This window comes from Microbacterium trichothecenolyticum, from assembly GCF_041938625.1.
In the GTDB taxonomy this organism is placed as follows: domain Bacteria; phylum Actinomycetota; class Actinomycetes; order Actinomycetales; family Microbacteriaceae; genus Microbacterium; species Microbacterium trichothecenolyticum_D.
In genome coordinates, this window is sequence record NZ_CP169427.1 from 1914104 (window position 1) to 1932664 (window position 18561).

General features: G+C 70.3%; 15 protein-coding genes. 10 read left to right on the forward strand and 5 right to left on the reverse strand.

Going from position 1 to position 18561, the window contains the following annotated elements; all coding sequences use genetic code 11:
- Positions 1-96: 96 nt before the first annotated feature.
- On the forward strand, positions 97-498 hold the full coding sequence (locus ACEYYH_RS08660; protein WP_116193711.1) for a hypothetical protein: 402 nt from the start codon (positions 97-99) through the stop codon (positions 496-498).
- 61 nt (positions 499-559) lie between these two features.
- Here the strand turns inward: ACEYYH_RS08660 and ACEYYH_RS08665 are convergent, their stop codons facing one another.
- Positions 560-910, reverse strand: a complete 351-nt coding sequence (locus ACEYYH_RS08665; RefSeq protein ID WP_374977795.1) for a hypothetical protein — start codon at positions 908-910, stop codon at positions 560-562.
- Between the two features lie 166 nt (positions 911-1076).
- Here ACEYYH_RS08665 and ACEYYH_RS08670 point away from each other — a divergent pair, with 166 nt between their 5' ends.
- The 3 genes from ACEYYH_RS08670 to ACEYYH_RS08680 all read left to right on the forward strand — a co-directional run bounded on the left by ACEYYH_RS08670 (position 1077) and on the right by ACEYYH_RS08680 (position 2974).
- Positions 1077-1580: an FHA domain-containing protein gene (locus tag ACEYYH_RS08670; protein WP_374977796.1), complete on the forward strand. Its 504-nt coding sequence runs from the start codon at positions 1077-1079 to the stop codon at positions 1578-1580.
- Positions 1580-2272, forward strand: coding sequence for a MerR family transcriptional regulator (locus ACEYYH_RS08675; protein ID WP_116193708.1), 693 nt, complete (start codon positions 1580-1582; stop codon positions 2270-2272). The genes ACEYYH_RS08670 and ACEYYH_RS08675 overlap by 1 nt, the downstream gene beginning before the upstream one ends.
- A gap of 159 nt (positions 2273-2431) precedes the next feature.
- Positions 2432-2974: a MerR family transcriptional regulator gene (locus ACEYYH_RS08680; RefSeq protein WP_374977797.1), complete on the forward strand. Its 543-nt coding sequence runs from the start codon at positions 2432-2434 to the stop codon at positions 2972-2974.
- A 27-nt stretch (positions 2975-3001) separates the two neighbouring features.
- On the opposite strand, the gene ACEYYH_RS08685 is transcribed toward ACEYYH_RS08680, so the two are convergent.
- Together ACEYYH_RS08685 and ACEYYH_RS08690 are read right to left on the reverse strand one after the other, a co-directional pair.
- Positions 3002-4216, reverse strand: a complete 1215-nt coding sequence (locus tag ACEYYH_RS08685; protein WP_374977798.1) for a trans-sulfuration enzyme family protein — start codon at positions 4214-4216, stop codon at positions 3002-3004.
- A 133-nt stretch (positions 4217-4349) separates the two neighbouring features.
- The gene (locus tag ACEYYH_RS08690) at positions 4350-5159 is read right to left on the reverse strand and encodes a ParA family protein (protein WP_116193705.1); all 810 of its coding nucleotides are present in this window, start codon (positions 5157-5159) and stop codon (positions 4350-4352) included.
- An 86-nt stretch (positions 5160-5245) separates the two neighbouring features.
- Here ACEYYH_RS08690 and ACEYYH_RS08695 point away from each other — a divergent pair, with 86 nt between their 5' ends.
- From ACEYYH_RS08695 to def, 3 genes are all read left to right on the forward strand, one after another.
- A complete protein-coding gene (locus ACEYYH_RS08695) occupies positions 5246-8653 on the forward strand; it encodes a pyruvate carboxylase (protein WP_374977799.1) in 3408 nt (1135 codons plus the stop codon).
- A 73-nt stretch (positions 8654-8726) separates the two neighbouring features.
- Positions 8727-10724, forward strand: coding sequence for an AAA family ATPase (locus ACEYYH_RS08700; protein ID WP_374977800.1), 1998 nt, complete (start codon positions 8727-8729; stop codon positions 10722-10724).
- 4 nt (positions 10725-10728) lie between these two features.
- The gene (gene def, locus ACEYYH_RS08705; RefSeq protein WP_116193703.1) at positions 10729-11220 is read left to right on the forward strand and encodes a peptide deformylase; all 492 of its coding nucleotides are present in this window, start codon (positions 10729-10731) and stop codon (positions 11218-11220) included.
- A gap of 77 nt (positions 11221-11297) precedes the next feature.
- Here the strand turns inward: def and ACEYYH_RS08710 are convergent, their stop codons facing one another.
- Entirely contained in the window at positions 11298-13124 is a 1827-nt protein-coding gene (locus tag ACEYYH_RS08710; protein WP_374977801.1) for an AMP-dependent synthetase/ligase, read from the reverse strand.
- Positions 13125-13278: 154 nt separating this feature from the next.
- Between ACEYYH_RS08710 and ACEYYH_RS08715 the strand changes: the two genes are divergently transcribed.
- The 3 genes from ACEYYH_RS08715 (at position 13279) to ACEYYH_RS08725 (ending at position 16308) form a co-directional block, all read left to right on the forward strand.
- Positions 13279-14214 carry an ROK family glucokinase gene (locus ACEYYH_RS08715; protein ID WP_374978191.1) on the forward strand — a complete coding sequence of 312 codons (936 nt, stop codon included), beginning with the start codon at positions 13279-13281 and terminating at the stop codon, positions 14212-14214.
- Between the two features lie 4 nt (positions 14215-14218).
- On the forward strand, positions 14219-14908 hold the full coding sequence (locus tag ACEYYH_RS08720; protein ID WP_374977802.1) for a lysophospholipid acyltransferase family protein: 690 nt from the start codon (positions 14219-14221) through the stop codon (positions 14906-14908).
- Positions 14909-14970: 62 nt separating this feature from the next.
- The gene (locus ACEYYH_RS08725) at positions 14971-16308 is read left to right on the forward strand and encodes a class II 3-deoxy-7-phosphoheptulonate synthase (protein WP_116193700.1); all 1338 of its coding nucleotides are present in this window, start codon (positions 14971-14973) and stop codon (positions 16306-16308) included.
- A 288-nt stretch (positions 16309-16596) separates the two neighbouring features.
- On the opposite strand, the gene pknB is transcribed toward ACEYYH_RS08725, so the two are convergent.
- A complete protein-coding gene (gene pknB / locus ACEYYH_RS08730; RefSeq protein WP_374977803.1) occupies positions 16597-18552 on the reverse strand; it encodes a Stk1 family PASTA domain-containing Ser/Thr kinase in 1956 nt (651 codons plus the stop codon).
- Between the last annotated feature and the right edge of the window lie 9 nt (positions 18553-18561).

The following is an 18561-nucleotide window of genomic DNA, read 5'->3' on the forward strand; positions in this document are numbered from 1 at the left end:
GAGCCTATCCGGCTCTTTGCTGGGGACCCTGCGAGGTCTAGCCTGGCGACAGGCGGGCCACCTGCCCGCCGTTCCCCACGCGGAAGGATCCGGCGGATGGACCAGATGATGATGGGCGCCATGTCCAAGGACATGATGTCGATGCCCGGCATGGAGACCATGGACATGTCGGTCATGCAGGCCTGTATGGACGCCTGCTCGGCTTGCGAGCAGGCATGCACGGTGTGCTCCACGCAGATGATGTCGTGCGCCCCCGCGTGCATGAACTGCGCGGACATGTGCAACACGATGATGCGCGCCATGATGCGGATGCAGGGCATGACCCCGGCGACCATGATGTCGATGCTCGACGCCTGCATGGCGATGTGCCAGATGACGATGGACGAGTGCATGGAGCACGCGGACCACAGCGAGGTCTGCAAGATGTGCGCTCAGGCGTGCAAGGCGTGCATGGACGCCTGCATGGCCATGAAGGACATGATGATGGCGATGAGCTGAGGCTCGTCGCTTCGTTGTGTGACCGCGGTGCGGCGTTTCAGCCGCTGAGCCTGTCGAAGCGTCAGCCGCGGAGGACGTTGAACCGCGCGCCGCCGACGGCGAGCACGTGGTAGCGCTCGTGGAGCGCGACCGGCGTGCCGGGCGTCGCGGCGGCGGCAGCGCCGGTGCCGTTCCACAGCGCGACCGGAGCCCAGTCGGAGAGCGTGCGCACGATCACGAAGCCGGAGCGCTCGTCGGACGCCTCGACGATGGCGTCGGCCCAGTCCGACGGCGTCGCCGAAGCGAGGCGCGCCTGGATCAGGTGCAGCGCGTGACCCGGTGCGAACGAGGAGCAGGTGTCACCGTGGTCGCACATGCACGCCGCAGCCTCACGCACCTCGAGGGGCGGGATGTGGCTGTGCGGGCTCGACACGGTGGTCTCCTTCTGGTCAACGGATCTTTGCCGGTCCTGCCAGGGTAGGAGGACGGCCCTGTCCCGGGCATCCCGAGTGACACGCGACGAAACATTGCCGGAACGGCGAGCGTCCTCTTCCGAGCCGGGGGCGATCGGATAGGCTGGCCGGACGAAGGAGGAAACCGTGGAGCACGACCGCCGACCCGATCAGGGCGACATCCGCCGGGCCGCAGGGTCCGACGCGCACGAGTCCGACCGAGCGTCCGACACGACGCAGACGTTCGGCCACGATTCCGACCTGTCGTTCGTGCCTTTCGGCAGCGAGCTCGACGAGGCCGAGCTCGACGCGATCGACGCCCTTCCGTCCGGCGCCGCGCTGCTTCTCGTCCGCTCCGGACCCACCGCAGGCGCCCGCTACCTGCTCGATGCCGACGTCACCTCGGTGGGGCGGCATCCCGAGGCCGACATCTTCTTCGACGACGTCACCGTCTCGCGCCGCCACGCGGAGATCAACCGCACCGGCACCGCGTTCGAGCTCGTCGACCAGCGTTCGCTGAACGGCACCTACGTCAACGGCGAGCGGGTCGACCGGGCCGCGCTCACCAACGGCGCCGAGGTGCGCATCGGAAAGTTCCGACTCAACTTCTTCGTCTCACCGGCTGACCTCTCCAGGGCGACGGGGGCCTGATGCCCGCGGCTTCCGCCCGTGAAAGGGCGTCGTCCGCGGGTCTTCTCAGCATCGGTCAGGTCCTCGCGCGTCTGTCGCCCGAGTTCCCGTCGCTCACGTCCAGCAAGCTGCGCTTCCTCGAGGTCCAGGGGATCGTGACGCCGCTGCGCACCGAGTCCGGCTACCGCAAGTTCTCGCAGGACGACCTCGAGCGCCTGCGGCTCGCGCTCACCTTGCAGCGCGACCACTACCTGCCGCTGTCGGTCATCCGCGACTACCTCGAAGACGTGGACGCCGGGCGCGACCCTGCGACTCCCTCGGCGGTGCCGCCGCCGTCGATCGTGCCGGCGCCGCGTCGCTACCGCCGCGACGAGCTGCTGTCGGCGGCCGGCGCCGCCCCGCAGCTGCTCAACGACGCCATCAGCACCGGCATCCTCGCCGGCGCCGAGTCGTACACCGAGCAGTCGGTGACGCTGCTGCGCGCCCTCGTGGCGCTCGACCGGCACGGCATCGAGCCGCGTCACGTGCGCGCCCTGCGGCAGAGTGCCGAACGCGACGTCGCGCTCGTCGAGTCGGCTCTCGCGCCGTTGCTTCGGCGGACGGATGCCGCGTCCCGCGGCCGCGCCGGAGAGCTCGCGCCGGAGCTGACCCGGCGTCTCGACGACGTGCGCGCGATCTTCGTGCGCGCGGCGCTCGACCGCATGCTGTCCTGAGGTGCCGGCACGTCGCACTTCTCCCACCGGTCGTTGAGCGAGCTTGCGAGTCGAAACGCAGAAGTGCGCGACACGCCGACCCCCGAACGCCGGATGTCGTTGCCGCGAGGGGGAGGCTGATCTAGCGTGGAACTATCCGATCCGGAGGGGGGAACGAGCATGACCGGAGACGTGGCTCCTGGCGAGCCGTTCAGTGCAGAACTCCTCTTCACCGACGGTCTTCCCGCGATGGATGACGAGGTCGGCTACCGCGGCGCCGCCGCGGCGAAGGCCGCCGGCATCACCTATCGCCAACTCGACTACTGGGCGCGTACCGAGCTCGTCGAGCCGACCGTCCGGGGTGCCAGCGGATCCGGTTCGCAGCGACTGTACGGCTTCCGGGACATCCTCGTGCTGAAGCTCGTCAAGCGCCTCCTCGACACCGGCATCTCGCTGCAGCAGATCCGCACGGCCGTCGACCAGCTCCGCGCCGCCGGAATCCGCGACCTCGCCGGCACGACGCTGATGAGCGACGGGGCATCCGTCTATCTCTGCACGTCGAACGACGAAGTCATCGATCTCGTCAGCCGCGGTCAGGGCGTCTTCGGCATCGCCGTCGGCAAGGTCCTGCGCGAGGTCGAGTCGGAGCTCCTCGAGTTCGAGGTCGAGAAGCCCGACCCGATGGACGAGCTGGCGGTGCGCCGCGCAGCCCGCTCCGCGTAGAGCCGCGCGCCGCCCGCTCCGCCGGAGTCAGCCCAGCGCGGACTCCACCCGCTCCCGCTCGCCCGCCGTCGCGGTGAGTGCCTGATCGAGGTCCGCGATGAGGTCGGCCGGGTTCTCCAGGCCGATCGAGAGGCGCACGAGTGCGTCCGACGGCTTCGCGTCGGCGGTGACCGGTCGGTGGGTGAGCGCCGCGGGATGCTGGATGAGCGAGTCGACGCTGCCGAGCGACACCGCGTGCGTGAAGAGTCGGACGGACGCCGTCAGCACCCCCGCCGCGTCGAACCCGTCGGCGAGCTCGATCGCGATCATCGCGCCCGGCCCGCTCTGCTGGGTGCCGACGAGGCCTCGGGGGTCGCTGTCGGCGAAGCCCGGGAAGTGCACGCGTGCGACCTCGGGCCGGGTGGTCAGCCACTCCGCGACGACACGCGCGCCCTCCTGCTGTGCGCGCATGCGCACGGGAAGCGTCCCCAGACCCCGGTGCAGCAAGTAGGCGGCGAGCGGGTGCATGATCGCGCCGGTGATGGCGCGGGTGCGCCGCAGGGCCGCCGCGAGACGCGCATCGCATGCGACGACGCCGCCCACGACGTCGCCGTGACCGCCGAGGTACTTCGTCGCGCTGTGCAGTGACAGCGAGGCGCCGAGATCGAGCGGGTGCTGGAGCACCGGGGTCGCGAAGGTGTTGTCGACCAGCACCGGAACAACACCGGCGGCTGCGGCGACTCGGCGGATGTCGACGAGCTCGAGCGTGGGGTTCGCGGGGGTCTCGAGCACGACGAGAGCGGTGTCGTCGCGCACCGCGGCGGCGACGTCATCGGGGGAGCAGAACGTGGTCTCGACGCCGAGCAGACCCGAGGCGAGCAGGTGGTCGGTACCGCCGTACAGCGGGCGCACGGCGACGACGTGACGCTTCTGGGACTGGTGCGTGAGGGCCAGCAGCACTGCGGTGACCGCGGCCATGCCGGACGAGAACGCCACCGCCTCCTCCGCGTGCTCCAGGCGCGCGAGGGCCTCCTCGAAACGGGCGACCGTGGGGTTCCACAGTCGCGCGTAGACGTTCGACCCGCCTTCGAACGGGTGCCCGCCGGTGGCGAGCACCTCGTACGACATGCCGCCGAGCTCGATGCCCGGGAGCGGATTGGTCGACGAGAGGTCGAGGGGGAGAGCGTGCACGCCCAGGCTCGCGAGATCGTCGCGGCCGGCGTGCACGGCAAGGCTGTCAGGGTGCAGCGTCATCGGTGCCATGGCGATATGGTCAGCGAAATCGCGACGAATGGCAAGTCGAGCTCATTCGCACGTGCACAAATGGCGCAATGTGCTCACCGAATGAGCAAACTGGTCACCCTCCCGGATGCCGCGGGGCGCAGCATCCGTGATATCAGGCGCGGGAGTCCTCGGGGACCGGGATGCGACCGGTGCGCATGATGCGGTCGAGGAGCGAGTCGAAGTCGGCGGCGAGCTCCTGGGCGGAGTCGCCGGGCCAGATGTGCAGCGGCTTCGCGGCGCCCTGCGCCTGCTGAAGCGACGTTCGCTCGGGGAGCTGGGGCGAGAGCACGAGCGGGCCGAACATGTCGCGGAGCTCCTTGATGCGGAACTGGTGCTCGATCGACTGCGGGCGCACGCGGTTGACCACGATGCCCAGCGGCTGCAGGCGGGGGGAGAGGCCGCGGCGGATCTCTTCGATCGCACGCAGTGCGCGGTCGGCGGCGGCGACGGAGAAGAGTCCGGGCTCGGTCACGACGATGACGCGGTCGGACGCCGCCCAGGCGGTGCGCGTGAGGGCGTTGAGCGACGGCGCGCAGTCGATGAGCACGAGGTCGTAGTCGGCCTCGATGGTGGCGAGCGCTTCTTCGAGCTTCCAGACGTCGCGGACGCTCGGGTGCGGGCCGTCGAAGTTGATGGCCGACGGGCTGCCGATCATGACGTCGATCGTGCCCGGGTGCACCTTCGCCCAGCCGCTGGACGTGATGGCCTGGCGGACCGTCTTCTCTTTGGGATTGGCGAGGACATCGGCGACATTCAGGCGGCCTGCAACCTGGATGTCCATGCCCGTCGAGACGTCGGACTGCGGGTCGAGGTCGACGACGAGCGTGCGGACACCGCGGGCGAAAGCCGCCGACGCGAGTCCGAGAGTCACGGTCGTCTTGCCGACGCCACCCTTGAGCGAGCTGACGGATAGGACGTGCACAAGCCACCACGTTACCGTCCCCTAGGCTGAGAGCACACTCAGCCCGTTTTTTCGGGCCCGCCTGCGCCGCCGCACACGGAGGTCTCATGTTCCGCAAGATCCTGGTCGCGAACCGAGGCGAGATCGCCATTCGAGCGTTCCGAGCCGCCTACGAGCTGGGCGCGCGCACGGTCGCCGTGTTCCCTTTCGAGGACCGCGGCTCGCTGCACCGCCAGAAGGCGGACGAGTCCTACGAGATCGGCGAGAAGGGCCACCCGGTCCGCGCCTACCTCGATGTCGACGAGATCGTCCGGGTCGCCCTGGCGGCCGGTGCCGACGCCATCTACCCGGGCTACGGCTTCCTGTCGGAGAACCCTGAGCTGGCCGAGAAGGCGGCCGCGAACGGCATCGCCTTCATCGGTCCGCCCTCGAAGGTGCTCGAGATGGCCGGCAACAAGGTCACCGCGAAGCAGCACGCGATCGCCGCCGGCGTGCCCGTGCTTCGGTCCACCGATGCGTCCGACGACGTCGACGCGCTGCTCGCCCAGGCCGACGAGATCGGGTTCCCCATCTTCGTGAAGGCGGTCGCCGGCGGCGGCGGACGAGGGATGCGACGGGTCGAGCGCAAGGAGGAGCTCGCGCCCGCGCTGGCCGAGGCGATGCGCGAGGCCGGCAGCGCCTTCGGCGACGCGCGCGTCTTCCTCGAGCAGGCGGTGCAGCGGCCCCGTCATGTCGAGGTGCAGATCCTCGCTGACAAGACCGGCGAGACCGTCCACCTGTTCGAGCGCGACTGCTCGGTGCAGCGCCGTCACCAGAAGGTGATCGAGATCGCGCCGGCGCCGAACCTCGACCCGGCCATCCGCGACGCCCTCCACGGCTATGCCGTCGCGTTCGCGCGGTCGATCGGCTACGAGAACGCCGGCACCGTCGAGTTCCTCCTCGAGACCGCCGGCCCTCGCACCGGCGAGGTCGTCTTCATCGAGATGAACCCGCGCATCCAGGTCGAGCACACCGTGACCGAGGAGGTGACGGACGTCGACCTCGTGCAGTCGCAGATCCGCATCGCGGCCGGTGAGACGATCGCCGACCTCGGCCTCACGCAGGACCGCATCCAGCTGCGCGGCGCGGCCCTGCAGTGCCGCATCACGACCGAGGACCCGTCGCAGGGCTTCCGCCCCGACACCGGGCGCATCACCACGTACCGCTCGCCCGGCGGCGCCGGCATCCGCCTCGACGGCGGTACGACCGCCGCTGGCTCGCAGATCAGCCCGCACTTCGACTCGATGCTCGCGAAGCTCACGTGCCGCGGCCGCGACTTCCCGGCCGCCGTCGCGCGCGCCCGCCGGGCCCTCGCCGAGTTCCGCATCCGCGGCGTCGCCACCAACATCCCCTTCCTGCGGGCCGTGCTCGACGACCCGGCCTTCGTCGAAGGCGACGTCAGCACCTCCTTCATTGACGAGCGTCCGCAGCTGCTGACGAGCAACCCGTCCCGCGACCGCGCGACGAAACTGCTCGCCTGGCTCGGCGACGTCACGGTCAACCGTCCGTATGGCGAGAAGCCGCTGTCGGTGTCGCCGGGCAGCAAGCTGCCGGCGATCGACCTCGCCGCGGCGCCGCCCGCCGGCATGCTCGACCGCCTGCGCGAGCTCGGCCCCGAGGGATTCGCCCGAGCCCTGCGCGCGCAGAGCGGCCTCGCCGTCACCGAGACCACGTTCCGCGACGCGCACCAGTCGCTGCTCGCGACGCGCGTGCGCACGCGTGACCTCGTCCGCGTCGGGCCGCACGTCGCGCGCATGACGCCGCAGCTGCTGTCGGTCGAGGCGTGGGGCGGGGCGACGTACGACGTCGCGCTGCGCTTCCTCGCCGAGGACCCGTGGGAGCGCCTCGAGGCGCTGCGTGCGGCGATGCCGAACATTCCGATCCAGATGCTGCTGCGCGGCCGCAACACCGTCGGCTACACGCCGCGTCCCGTCGCGGTGACCGACGCCTTCGTGCGCGAGGCCGCGGCCACGGGCGTCGACATCTTCCGCATCTTCGACGCCCTCAACGACGTCTCCCAGATGCGTCCGGCGATCGACGCCGTGCGCTCCACCGGCACGGCGATCGCCGAGGTCGCGCTCTGCTACACGTCCGACCTGCTCGACCCTGCCGAGAAGCTGTACACGCTCGACTACTACCTGCGCCTCGCGGAGCAGATCGTCGAGTCCGGCGCGCACATCCTCGCCATCAAGGACATGGCGGGCCTCGTTCGTCCCGCGGCCGCGGCGAAGCTCGTCACGGCGCTGCGCGAGAACTTCGACCTGCCCGTGCACCTGCACACGCACGACACCGCGGGCGGCCAGCTTGCGACGCTGCTCGCGGCGAGTGCCGCGGGAGTGGACGCGGTGGATGCCGCGGCCGCACCGATGTCGGGAACCACGAGCCAGCCGTCGCTCTCGGCGCTGATCGCCGCGCTCGCCCACACCGACCGCGACACCGGCCTCAGCCTGCAGGCGGTCAGCGACCTCGAACCCTACTGGGAGGCCGTGCGCCACCTGTACCGCCCGTTCGAGTCCGGCCTCGCCTCGCCGACGGGCCGCGTCTACCACCACGAGATCCCGGGCGGGCAGCTGTCGAACCTCCGTCAGCAGGCGATCGCGCTCGGCCTGGCGGATGATTTCGAGCTCATCGAGGACATGTACGCCGCAGCCGACCGCATCCTCGGCCGCATCCCCAAGGTGACCCCGTCGTCGAAGGTCGTCGGCGACCTCGCCCTCGCGCTCGTCGCGGTGCGCGCGGACCCTGCCGACTTCGAGGCGAACCCGCAGAACTACGACATCCCGGACTCGGTCGTTGGCTTCATGGCGGGCGAGCTCGGCGACCTGCCGGGCGGCTGGCCGGAGCCTTTCCGGACGAAGGTCCTCGAGGGACGCACGATCTCGATCGAGATCCCGCCGCTCACCGCGGACGAGCAGCGGGGCCTCGCCGGCGACCCCGCGACGCGCCGCCGCACCCTCAACCGCCTCCTGTTCCCCGGGCCCGCGCGCGAGTTCGAGAAGAACCGCGAGACGTACGGGGACCTGACCGCACTCGGCACTCCCGACTACCTCTACGGCCTCAAGCCGGGGGAGGAGCACGTCGCCGAGATCGACCCGGGCGTGCAGCTGTATGTCGGTCTCGAGGCGATCGGTGAAGCCGATGCCAAGGGCATCCGCACGGTCATGACGACGCTGAACGGCCAGCTGCGTCCGGTGTTCGTGCGCGACCGCAGCATCAAGGTCGAGACGAAGCAGGCGGAGCGGGCCGACACGTCCAAGCCGGGCCAGGTCGCCGCGCCGTTCTCGGGCGTCGTCACCCTCAAGGCTCAGGTGGGGGACGCCGTCGTGGCCGGTCAGCCGGTGGCCTCGATCGAGGCGATGAAGATGGAGGCGGCCATCACCGCACCGGTCGACGGTGTCGTCGAACGCCTCGTGATCGCCGAGACCGCGCAGGTCGACGCCGGTGACCTTTTGGTCGTCATCCGTCCGGCGCAGTAGCCTGGAAGGCGGCATCCGCCCCTAGCGCCCGCGGCATTGAGCACCGGCGCCGTCTTTTCAGGAGAACTCCGCAGTGACGCCCGATCGCACCGAACACACGCCCGACGAGCCCGAGAACGGCGTGCTGTCCGACACCGGAAGCATCGACACGACCGGTCTCGGCATCCTGGGTGGTGCGACGGCGCAGGTGAACGTCGAGCTCCCCTCCGAATCCGACGACGACCGCGACGACGACGGCGTGATCGACGACGAGGTGCCCTTCGTCATCGAGATCCCGGCCGACGCCGACCTTCCGGTCATCGAAGCCGCACCGGCGGAGGAGTTCTCCACCGAGACAGCGGAGGCCGAGATCGTCGAGAACGCGGCCGACCTCGAGGAGTGGACCGTCGAGGGCGAGGGCTTCGCGCCGGCCCCCTCGGTCGAGGACATCGCCGACGCCGAGCTCGTCGAGGTGATCGACGCCGAGCTCGAGGGCGAAGACCACGACGTGGTCGAGGAGGCATCGGCAGAGCCTGAGGTCGAGATCGAGGCGCCCTCGGTCGTCGAGGAGCCCGCGGCGGCGGCCGAGGAGCTCCGTCCGTTCGCCGACGAGCCCGTCGAGGTCGGGTCCGCGCAGGAGGTCGTCGCCGAGGCGCCCGCGGCCGAACCCCAGGCCGCCGAGTCCGCACCTGCGGAACCCGCGGTCGACGAATTCGCGATCGCCGACTTCGACGCCGTCGAGTTCGAAGACGCGGATTTCGAAGGGGAGTTCGATCCGGCCGAGTTCGACCTCGAGCTCGCCGACGACGGCGTCGAGTCGGCCCTGGCGGAGAACGCCGCAACGGGAGACGATGTCATCTCGACCGACGACACCGCGGAGGAGCCCATGAGCGCCAAGACCCCGGCCGACGACGAGACGCCAGCCGTGACCCCGGCGCCGGCCGCGCCGAAGCCGGCGCCCGCCCGCCCGTCGGTCTCGGCGGCCGCTGCGGCCGCGCAGACCGTCCCCGCGCCCGCGACGCGCCGCGAGGCCAACCACACCGGCGCCCAGCCGGTGGTGGGGCGCTCCGCGGTCGAGCGCGCGCCGTTCCCGCGTGCGGACGTCGCTCTCACATCGAAGCGCCTCGGCGAGTTCGAGGCCGACCGCGAGACCGCCGACCTGCTCACCGCTGATCGCCTGCTCGACCCGCACCAGGTGATCCGTCCCGAGCCCGAAGGCGCCTGGCAGCACTTCCTGTACTCGATCTCGGGCAAGCGCATCAACCTCGGTGACAGCAAGCGCGCGAAGGCCCGCAAGGACCTCGACCGTCGCATCGCGGCTCCGCTCGCCGGAGGCGCCCGGTTCGTCCCCGTGCTCTCACGCAAGGGCGGCGTCGGCAAGACGACCGTGACGACCCTGCTCGGCCAGGCGCTGGCCGATGCGCGCGACGACCGCGTGATCGCGATCGACGCCAATCCCGACCGCGGCACGCTCGCCGAGCGCATCACCCGCGACAGCGGCAAGACGGTGCGCGACCTGGTTCGCATGAGCCCCGAGGTCGTCGGCTTCAACGATCTGTCGGGCATCGTCGCCCGCGACGAGACGCGTCTCGACGTCGTCGCTTCCGACACCGACCCGCGTGTGTCGGAGGCGTTCAACGACGCCGACTACCGGGATGTCGCAGCCCTCGCGGCGCACTACTACTCGGTGGTGCTCACCGACACCGGCACGGGCATCGTCCACTCGGTGATGGGCGCCACGCTCGACCTCGCCGATCAGGTCGTGATCGTCGCCGGCCTCAGTGTCGACGAGGCGCGGCTCGCATCCGAGACGCTCACGTGGCTCGAGACGAACGGCTACGCCGACAAGGTGCGCAGCGCCGTCGTGGTGCTCAACAACGCGCGGCCGGGGCATCCGCTCGTCCAGCTCGATGAGCTGGAGTCGCACTTCCGCACCCGCGTTCGCGCCGTCGTGCGCGTGCCGTACGACCCGCACATCGCGGCCGGCAGCGCCATCGTGTTCCGCGAGCTGCAGCCCGCGACGCGCGAGGCCGCCCGCCAGCTCGCGGCGACCGTGGTCGAGGGCCTGCGCTCCCTCGCGTCGGCGGCCTGATCCGATGGCGGTCCGCCCCATCCGCGTCTTCGGCGACCCCGTCCTGAAGTCCGTCAGCGCCCCCATCGGCGAGATCGACGACGGCGTGCGCGCCCTGGTGCGCGATCTCGTCGACACCGTCGAGCTGCCCGGCCGCGCCGGCGTGGCCGCACCGCAGATCGGCGTCGGCCTGCGCGCGTTCAGCTACAACATCGACGGCGACATCGGCTACGTCCTGAACCCTGTGCTGGTCGAGGTCTCCGGCGAGCCCGAGGCGATCGGCGAAGGCTGCCTGTCGGTGCCGGGCCTGTGGCACGACGCCGTCCGGTACCCCTGGGCGAAGGTCGTCGGGATCGACCTCGACGGCAACGAGGTGGTGCTCGAGGGCGAAGGGCTCCTCGCGCAGGCGCTGCAGCACGAGACCGACCACCTCGACGGCACGCTCTACCTCGATCGGCTCACGAAGGAGCAGCGTCGCGTGGCGATGCGCGAGATCCGCGAGTCCGACTGGTTCTGAAGGACCCGCTCCACCGCGAAACGAGAAGCCCCGGGCCCTGAAGAGGGCCCGGGGCTTCCGGCATCCGTCGCCCTTCGCTACGAGAGCGAGACGTTCGTCGTGTTGACGGGCACGGTGTAGATCTCTTCGATGTCGCCGGCGAAGTCCTCGAGGATGACGTTGCGCTTGATGCTCATCTTCGGGGTGAGGTGGCCGCTCGACTCGGTCCACTCGGTGGGGAGGATCGTGAACTTGCGGATCGACTCGGCGCGCGAGACGTTCTTGTTCGCGATATCGATCGCGCGCTGCACCTCGGCGCGCACCGCGTCGTTCTTCGCGGCGTCGGCGAGCGACATGTCGCCCGGCAGGTTGTTGTTCGACAGCCACGCCGGCAGCATCTCGGGGTCGAGGGTCACAAGAGCCGCGATGAACGGCTTCTGGTCGCCGACGACCACGACCTGCCCGACGATCGGGTTGGCGCGGATCGGATCCTCGAGGGCCGCAGGCGAGACGTTCTTGCCGCCGGCGGTGACGATGATCTCCTTCTTGCGACCGGTGATCGTGAGGAAGCCCTCGGAGTCGAACGCGCCGATGTCGCCGGTCTTGAACCAGTCGCCGTCGAACGTGGCCGCGGTGGCCTCGGGGTTGCGCCAGTACTCCTTGAACACGTTGATGCCGCGCACCTGGATCTCGCCGTCGTCGGCGAGACGGATGCCGACACCCGGGAGCACCGGACCCACGGTGCCGATTTTGGACTTGGTCGCGAGGTTGACGGTGGCGGGCGCCGTCGTCTCGGTGAGGCCGTAGCCCTCGAGGATCGTGACGCCCAGGCTGTGGAAGAAGTGTCCGAGGCGCGGGCCCAGGGGAGCGGAGCCCGACACGGCGTACGTGACGTTGCCACCCATGGCGGTGCGCAGCTTCGAATAGACGAGGCGGTCGAAGAGCGCGAACTTGATCTTCGTGCCCAGCGGGATCTTCTTCCCCTCCTGCTGGAGGCGCGAGTGCTCGATCGCGGTGTGCGCGGCGGTGCGGAAGATCTTGCCCTTGCCGCCCGCCTCGGCCTTCTGCTCGGCCGAGTTGTAGACCTTCTCGAACACGCGCGGCACGGCCAGCAGGAACGTGGGCTTGAACGACCCGAGGGCGGGCAGCAGCTGCTTGGTGTCGGGCTGGTGGCCCGTCTTCACGCCCGCGTGGATGTCGAGGATCGAGATGAAGCGCGCGAACACGTGCGCCGTCGTGATGAACAGGAGCGTCGAGGCGCCCGGCGTCTCGACGACCTCGTGGAGCGACTTGGCGGAGTTGCGCGCCAGCTCGACGAAGTTGCTGTGGGTGAGCACGCAGCCCTTGGGGCGGCCGGTCGAGCCCGACGTGTAGATGAGCGTGGCGATGTCGGCGCCGTTCGCGATGTTGCGACGCCGCTCGATCTCGTCGTCCGAGACGCTCGCGCCCTCGGCGACGAGCTTGTCGAGGTCGCCGCTGTGCATCTCCCACGCCGAACGGATCAGCGGGAGCTCGGGGCGCGCCTCGGCGACGCGTGCACTGTGGTCGGGCAGCTCGGTGATGACGGCGATCGCACCCGAGTCGGTGAGGTTCCATGTGATCTGCGCGCTCGAGCTCGTCTCGTAGATCGGCACCATCACCGCGCCGGCATAGAACAGCGCGAAGTCGACGAGCGTCCACTCGTAGGTGGTGCGGGCGATGAAGCCCACCTTGTCGCCGGGCTCGATGCCGCCCGCGACGAAGCCCTTGGCCAGCGCGACGACCTGCTTCTGGAAATCGGCGGCGGTGATGTCGCGCCACCCGTCGCCCTCGGGCACGGCGAACAGCGCGAGGTTCGGGGTCGCCTTGACGCGCTCGACCAGCAGGTCGGTGATATTCGCGTGTGGGTCAGCGGGGACGATAGCGGGGACTTCGAATTGGACCACGGCAGCTCCTTCGGTACCGGACGACTGAATCTCTCGGGTGGATCTCATCCGAGTCTAATCAGGTGTCACGTCAGACTCAGCGGGGGATGTGGAGAGCACCGCCTGGATAGACTTCAAGGCGCTGTCGCGCGTGCGGCGGACGGAGAGGGAGAACGTGCTCAAGGTCGGCATCGACATCGGCGGAACCAAGATCGCGGGCGGGGTCGTCGACTCCGACGGCACCATCGTCGAACAGCTCCGTGTCGACACGCCCACCGACACGGTCGCGCTCGCACAGGCCGTGGTCGACATGGCCCGCTACTTCCGAGCCGCGCACGATGTCGCCGCCGTGGGCGTCGCGGCCGCCGGCTTCATCGACCGCGACCGGGCGACCGTCATCCACGCCCCCAACATCGCATGGCACAACGAGCCCCTGAAGGCGACGCTCGAAGCGGGGATCGACCTGCCGGTCACCATCGAGAACGACGCGAACGCCGCCGGGTGGGCCGAGTTCCGCTTCGGCGCCGGTCGCGGGGTCGACCACATGGTCATGCTCACGATGGGAACCGGCGTCGGCGGCGCCATCGTCCTCGACGGCGAGCTCTTCCGTGGCGGTCACGGCATCGCGGCCGAGCTCGGGCACATCCGCTTCATCCGCGACGGGATCCTCTGCGGCTGCGGCCAGCACGGATGCCTCGAGCAGTATGCGTCGGGCCGCGCTCTGCAGCGCGAGGCCAACGACATCGCCGACGGCGGCGGCATCGGCGCCGCGCTGGCGGCCCACCGTGCCGAGAACGGCAAGATCAGCGGACCGGCGGTGTCCCGCCTCGTGCTCGCCGGCGACGCCGGCGCCGCCGAGGCGCTGCGGCGCGTCGCGACCGCGCTCGGCGAGGCGTGCGGCGGGTTCCAGGCCGTGCTCGACCCCGAGCTCTTCGTCATCGGCGGCGGTGTCGCCCAGCTCGGCGACGCTCTGCTCGCGCCGATGCGCGTCGCGTACGAGAAGTCGCTGCCCGGCTACGGCGACCGGCCGATCGCAAGCTTCAAGATCGCGAAGCTCGTCAACGACGCGGGCCTGATCGGAGTGGCCGATCTCGCGGGGACAGAGGCGTAGCGCGATGTTCTACTGGCTGATGAAATACGTGGTCATCGGACCGATCGTCAAGGCGATCTGGCGCCCGTGGATCGTCGGCCGTCGCAACGTTCCCGCGGAGGGGGCCGCGATCCTCGCGAGCAACCACCTCTCGTTCGTGGACTCGATCTTCCTGCCCCTCATGCTCGATCGGCCCGTCGCGTTCCTCGCCAAGAGCGACTACTTCACCGGCAAGGGCCTCAAAGGCTGGGCGACGCGCATGTTCTTCAAGGGCACGGGTCAGCTCCCCATCGACCGCTCCGGCGGCAAGGCGTCCGAGGCATCCCTCAACACGGGTCTGCAGGTGCTGGGTCGCGGCGATCTGCTCGGCATCTACCCCGAGGGCACCCGCAGCCCCGACGGCAAGCTCTACCGCGGCCGCACCGGCATCGCCCGCATGGCGCTCGAGGCGCACGTGCCGGTCGTGCCGGTGGTGATGGTCGACACCGACACGATGATGCCGATCGGCACGAGAGTGCCGCGGATCGTGCGGGTCGGCATCGTCGTGGGCGAGCCCCTCGACTTCTCGCGCTTCGAGGGCATGGAGGGCGACCGCTACATCCTGCGCTCGATCACCGACGAGATCATGGTCGCGCTGCAGCGGCTGGGGGAGCAGGAGTACGACGACGTGTACGCGTCGACCGTGAAGGACCGGCTGAAGCCGAAGACCCGCTGAACGCCTGGTGGCCGGTCGTCACGCGGCGCCGGTGCCCTCCGTGCCACGGCTAGAATCGGGGGATGCTCCAGCACCTCGACGCACTCGACCATTGGCGAACCCTGCCCATCAAGCAGCAGCCGCAGTGGTATGACGCGGACGCGGTGGCTGAGGCATCCGCCGAACTGGCGACTCTGCCGCCGCTGGTGTTCGCCGGCGAGGTCGACAACCTGCGCGACCGCCTCGCGCGTGCCGCGTCGGGCAAGGCGTTCCTGCTCCAGGGCGGCGACTGCGCCGAGACGTTCGCCGGCGCCACCGCCGAGCAGATCCGCAACCGCATCAAGACGGTGCTGCAGATGGCCGTGGTGCTCACGTACGGCGCCTCGATGCCCGTCGTCAAGATGGGGCGCATGGCGGGCCAGTTCGCGAAGCCCCGCTCGAGCGACACCGAGACGCGCGGCGACGTGACGCTGCCGGCCTACCGCGGCGACATCGTCAACGGCTACGACTTCACCGAGGCGTCGCGCAAGGCCGACCCCAACCGGCTGCTCAAGGGCTACCACACGGCCGCGTCGACCATCAATCTCATCCGCGCGTTCACGCAGGGCGGCTTCGCCGACCTCCGCGAGGTGCACTCCTGGAACAAGGGCTTCGCGCAGAACCCGGCGAACCAGCAGTACGAGCGTCTCGCGACGGAGATCGACCGCGCCATCAAGTTCATGGAGGCTGCCGGCGCCGACTTCGACGAGCTCAAGCGCGTCGAGTTCTACACCGGCCACGAGGGCCTGCTCATGGACTACGAGCGTCCGATGACGCGCATCGACTCGCGTACGAACACTCCGTACAACACGTCGGCGCACTTCCTGTGGATCGGTGAGCGCACGCGCGAGCTCGACGGCGCGCACGTCGACTACTTCTCGAAGATCCGCAACCCCATCGGCGTGAAGCTCGGCCCGACCACGACGCCGGAGACGGCGCTCGCGCTCATCGACAAGCTCGACCCGAACCGCGAGCCCGGCCGCCTCACCTTCATCACGCGCATGGGTGCGGGCAAGATCCGCGACGCGCTGCCGCCGCTGCTGGAGGCCGTGAGGGACTCGGGCGCGACCCCGCTGTGGGTCACCGACCCGATGCACGGCAACGGCATCACGACGCCCACGGGCTACAAGACGCGTCGCTTCGACGACGTCGTCGACGAGGTCCGCGGCTTCTTCGAGGCGCACCGTGCGGTCGGCACCTTCCCCGGCGGCATCCACGTCGAGCTCACCGGCGACGACGTCACCGAGTGCCTCGGCGGCTCCGAGCAGATCGACGAGGCCACCCTGGCGACCCGCTACGAGTCGCTGTGCGACCCGCGCCTGAACCACATGCAGTCCCTCGAGCTCGCCTTCCTCGTCGCTGAGGAGCTCGAGAAGCGCTGACGCCGCGCGCCTGACACGCAGAAGATCCCGGATGCCTCGCCCCGAGGCATCCGGGATCTCTTTGTTGCTCCCGTCCCGCTGCGGGCTCGTCCCGTCTGGCGCTGCCTGCGCGAGGTCGCGGCGGTCTGGGCGACCGGCATGCCCGCCGGCGGAAGGCCGTGCTATCCGCGAGACCGCGCGTCAGCACCCGAGCGAAGAGCGTCGCGGTGCTCTTGTGGGTCTCGTCGCGAAGCCGGCCTCGGGTTGCGCGGGCGTAGCGACGCCGGCGGCGGTCTCAGCCGCGGCGGGTCAGAGGGCGGCGGCGATGCGCAGCGAGATGACGGTGCCCTTGGGCTCCATATCGCCGGCGTCGGGCTTCTGCGACTCGACCTTGGTGAACGGATCGGGGAAGGCGTCCCAGCGGTCGTCGTAGTCGATGCTGAATCCGGCGTCCGCGGCAGCCTGTCGGGCCTCGGCGAGCGTCATCCCCTCGAAGTCCGGGACCTCGAACAATGCGGGACCGGTCGACACGACGAGGGTCACGGTGTCGCCGGGGGCGAGCCAGCTGCCGTCCTCCTTGCCGAGGAGGCGGATCACGCGGCCCTCGTCGACCGAGTCGCTGGACTCGGTCTGGCTGGGGTCGGCCACGACGAGTCCGAGACCCTCGAGCGTGCTGCGTGCCTTGCCCTCGCTCTGGCCCGCGACGTTCGGGAGCGGTCCGAGCGACACCTGCAGGCGCGCGGTGTCGCCCTGGTGGACGGTGCACCCGTCCATACAGGCGACATCCTGCGAGCCGTCCTCCGGCGCACCGGCCGGGCGGATGACGACGCCGATCACGACGTCGGGGGCCGCGTCGGTGAAGAACTTCGCGCTCTCGTCGGGGACGGACACCGACTGGGCCTGGAGAGCCGCGCGCGCGTCGGCGTCGGGCATTCCCGAGAACGACGCGAACGTCGCCTCCTGCGGGCCGAGCGAGACGTAGACGTTCACCTCGGCGCCCTTGTCGACGCGGGTGCCGCTGCCCGGATCGCTGCGGATGACCTGGCCCGTGGCGACGTCGAGGCTGTACTCGCCCTGCTGCACGGCGACGAGCGAGTCCTCCTGCAGGCGCGCCGACGCCTGCTCGAACGTCAGGCCGGTGACGTCGGCGACGGGGACCATCGACCCGGGACCGGAGCCGAACCACCAGCCCAGGCCGCCGGCGAGCGCCGCGAGCACGACGACGAGGGCGACGAGCCATCCACCCCGCGCGCGGCGGCGCTGGGTGGCGCGACGGAGCCGGCCGGCGTTGTCGACCTCGGCCATCGTGGCGACGGGCCCGGTCGCCGTGCTGGGCAGCACCGCCGTGAGCTCGCCGGTCGGGGCGACGTCGTCGCGCACGATGCCGATGGGGCCGGTGCGGGCGACGACGGGGGAGATGCCCAGCTCGCGTTCGATGTCGCGCAGGCGCTGCAGCATCTCGCGCGCGTCGACGGGCCGTTCGTCGGGCGACTTCTCGGTCGCCCACAGCACGAGCTCGTCGAGGGGCTCGGGGACGCCCGGGTTCTTCACGCTCGGCCGGGGCACCGAGTCGGTCGCGTGCTGGAACGCGATCTGCATCGGCTGCTCGCCCTTGTAGGGCTGCTCGCCGGTGAGCATCTCGTACAGCATGATGCCGATGGCGTAGATGTCGCTGCGGGCGTCGGCCGTGCCGCGCGTGACGAGTTCGGGGGCGAGGTACGCGATCGTGCCGAGCAGCTGCGCGCCCGACGCGGTGTTCGCGGTCGTCGCGCGGGCCAGGCCGAAGTCGCCGATCTTGATGCGGCCGTCCTCGGCGAGGAGCACGTTCTCGGGCTTGACGTCCCGGTGCACGATACCGGCCTTGTGCGCGGCGGCGAGACCCGACAGCACGGCGTCGAGGATGGAGATCGCCTGCGGCACCGTCAGCCGGCGCTGCTCGCGCAGGAGCTCGCGCAGCGTGATGCCGGGGAGGTACTCCATGACCAGGTACGCCATGTCGCCGTCCTGGCCCTGATCGAACACGTTGACCACGTGCGGATCGGCGAGGCGGGCCGCCGCGCGGGCCTCCTGGATGAAACGGCTCTGGAAGACCGTGTCGTCGCTCAGGTGCGAGTGCATGACCTTGAGCGCGACGCGGCGCTCGAGGCGCAGATCGGTCGCCACATACACCGTGGCCATGCCGCCGCGGGCGATGCGAGCACGCACCCGGTATCGGCCGTCGACGAGACGGCCGATCAGCGGATCCGTCTGCTGACTCGTGCTCACGCTGAGAGT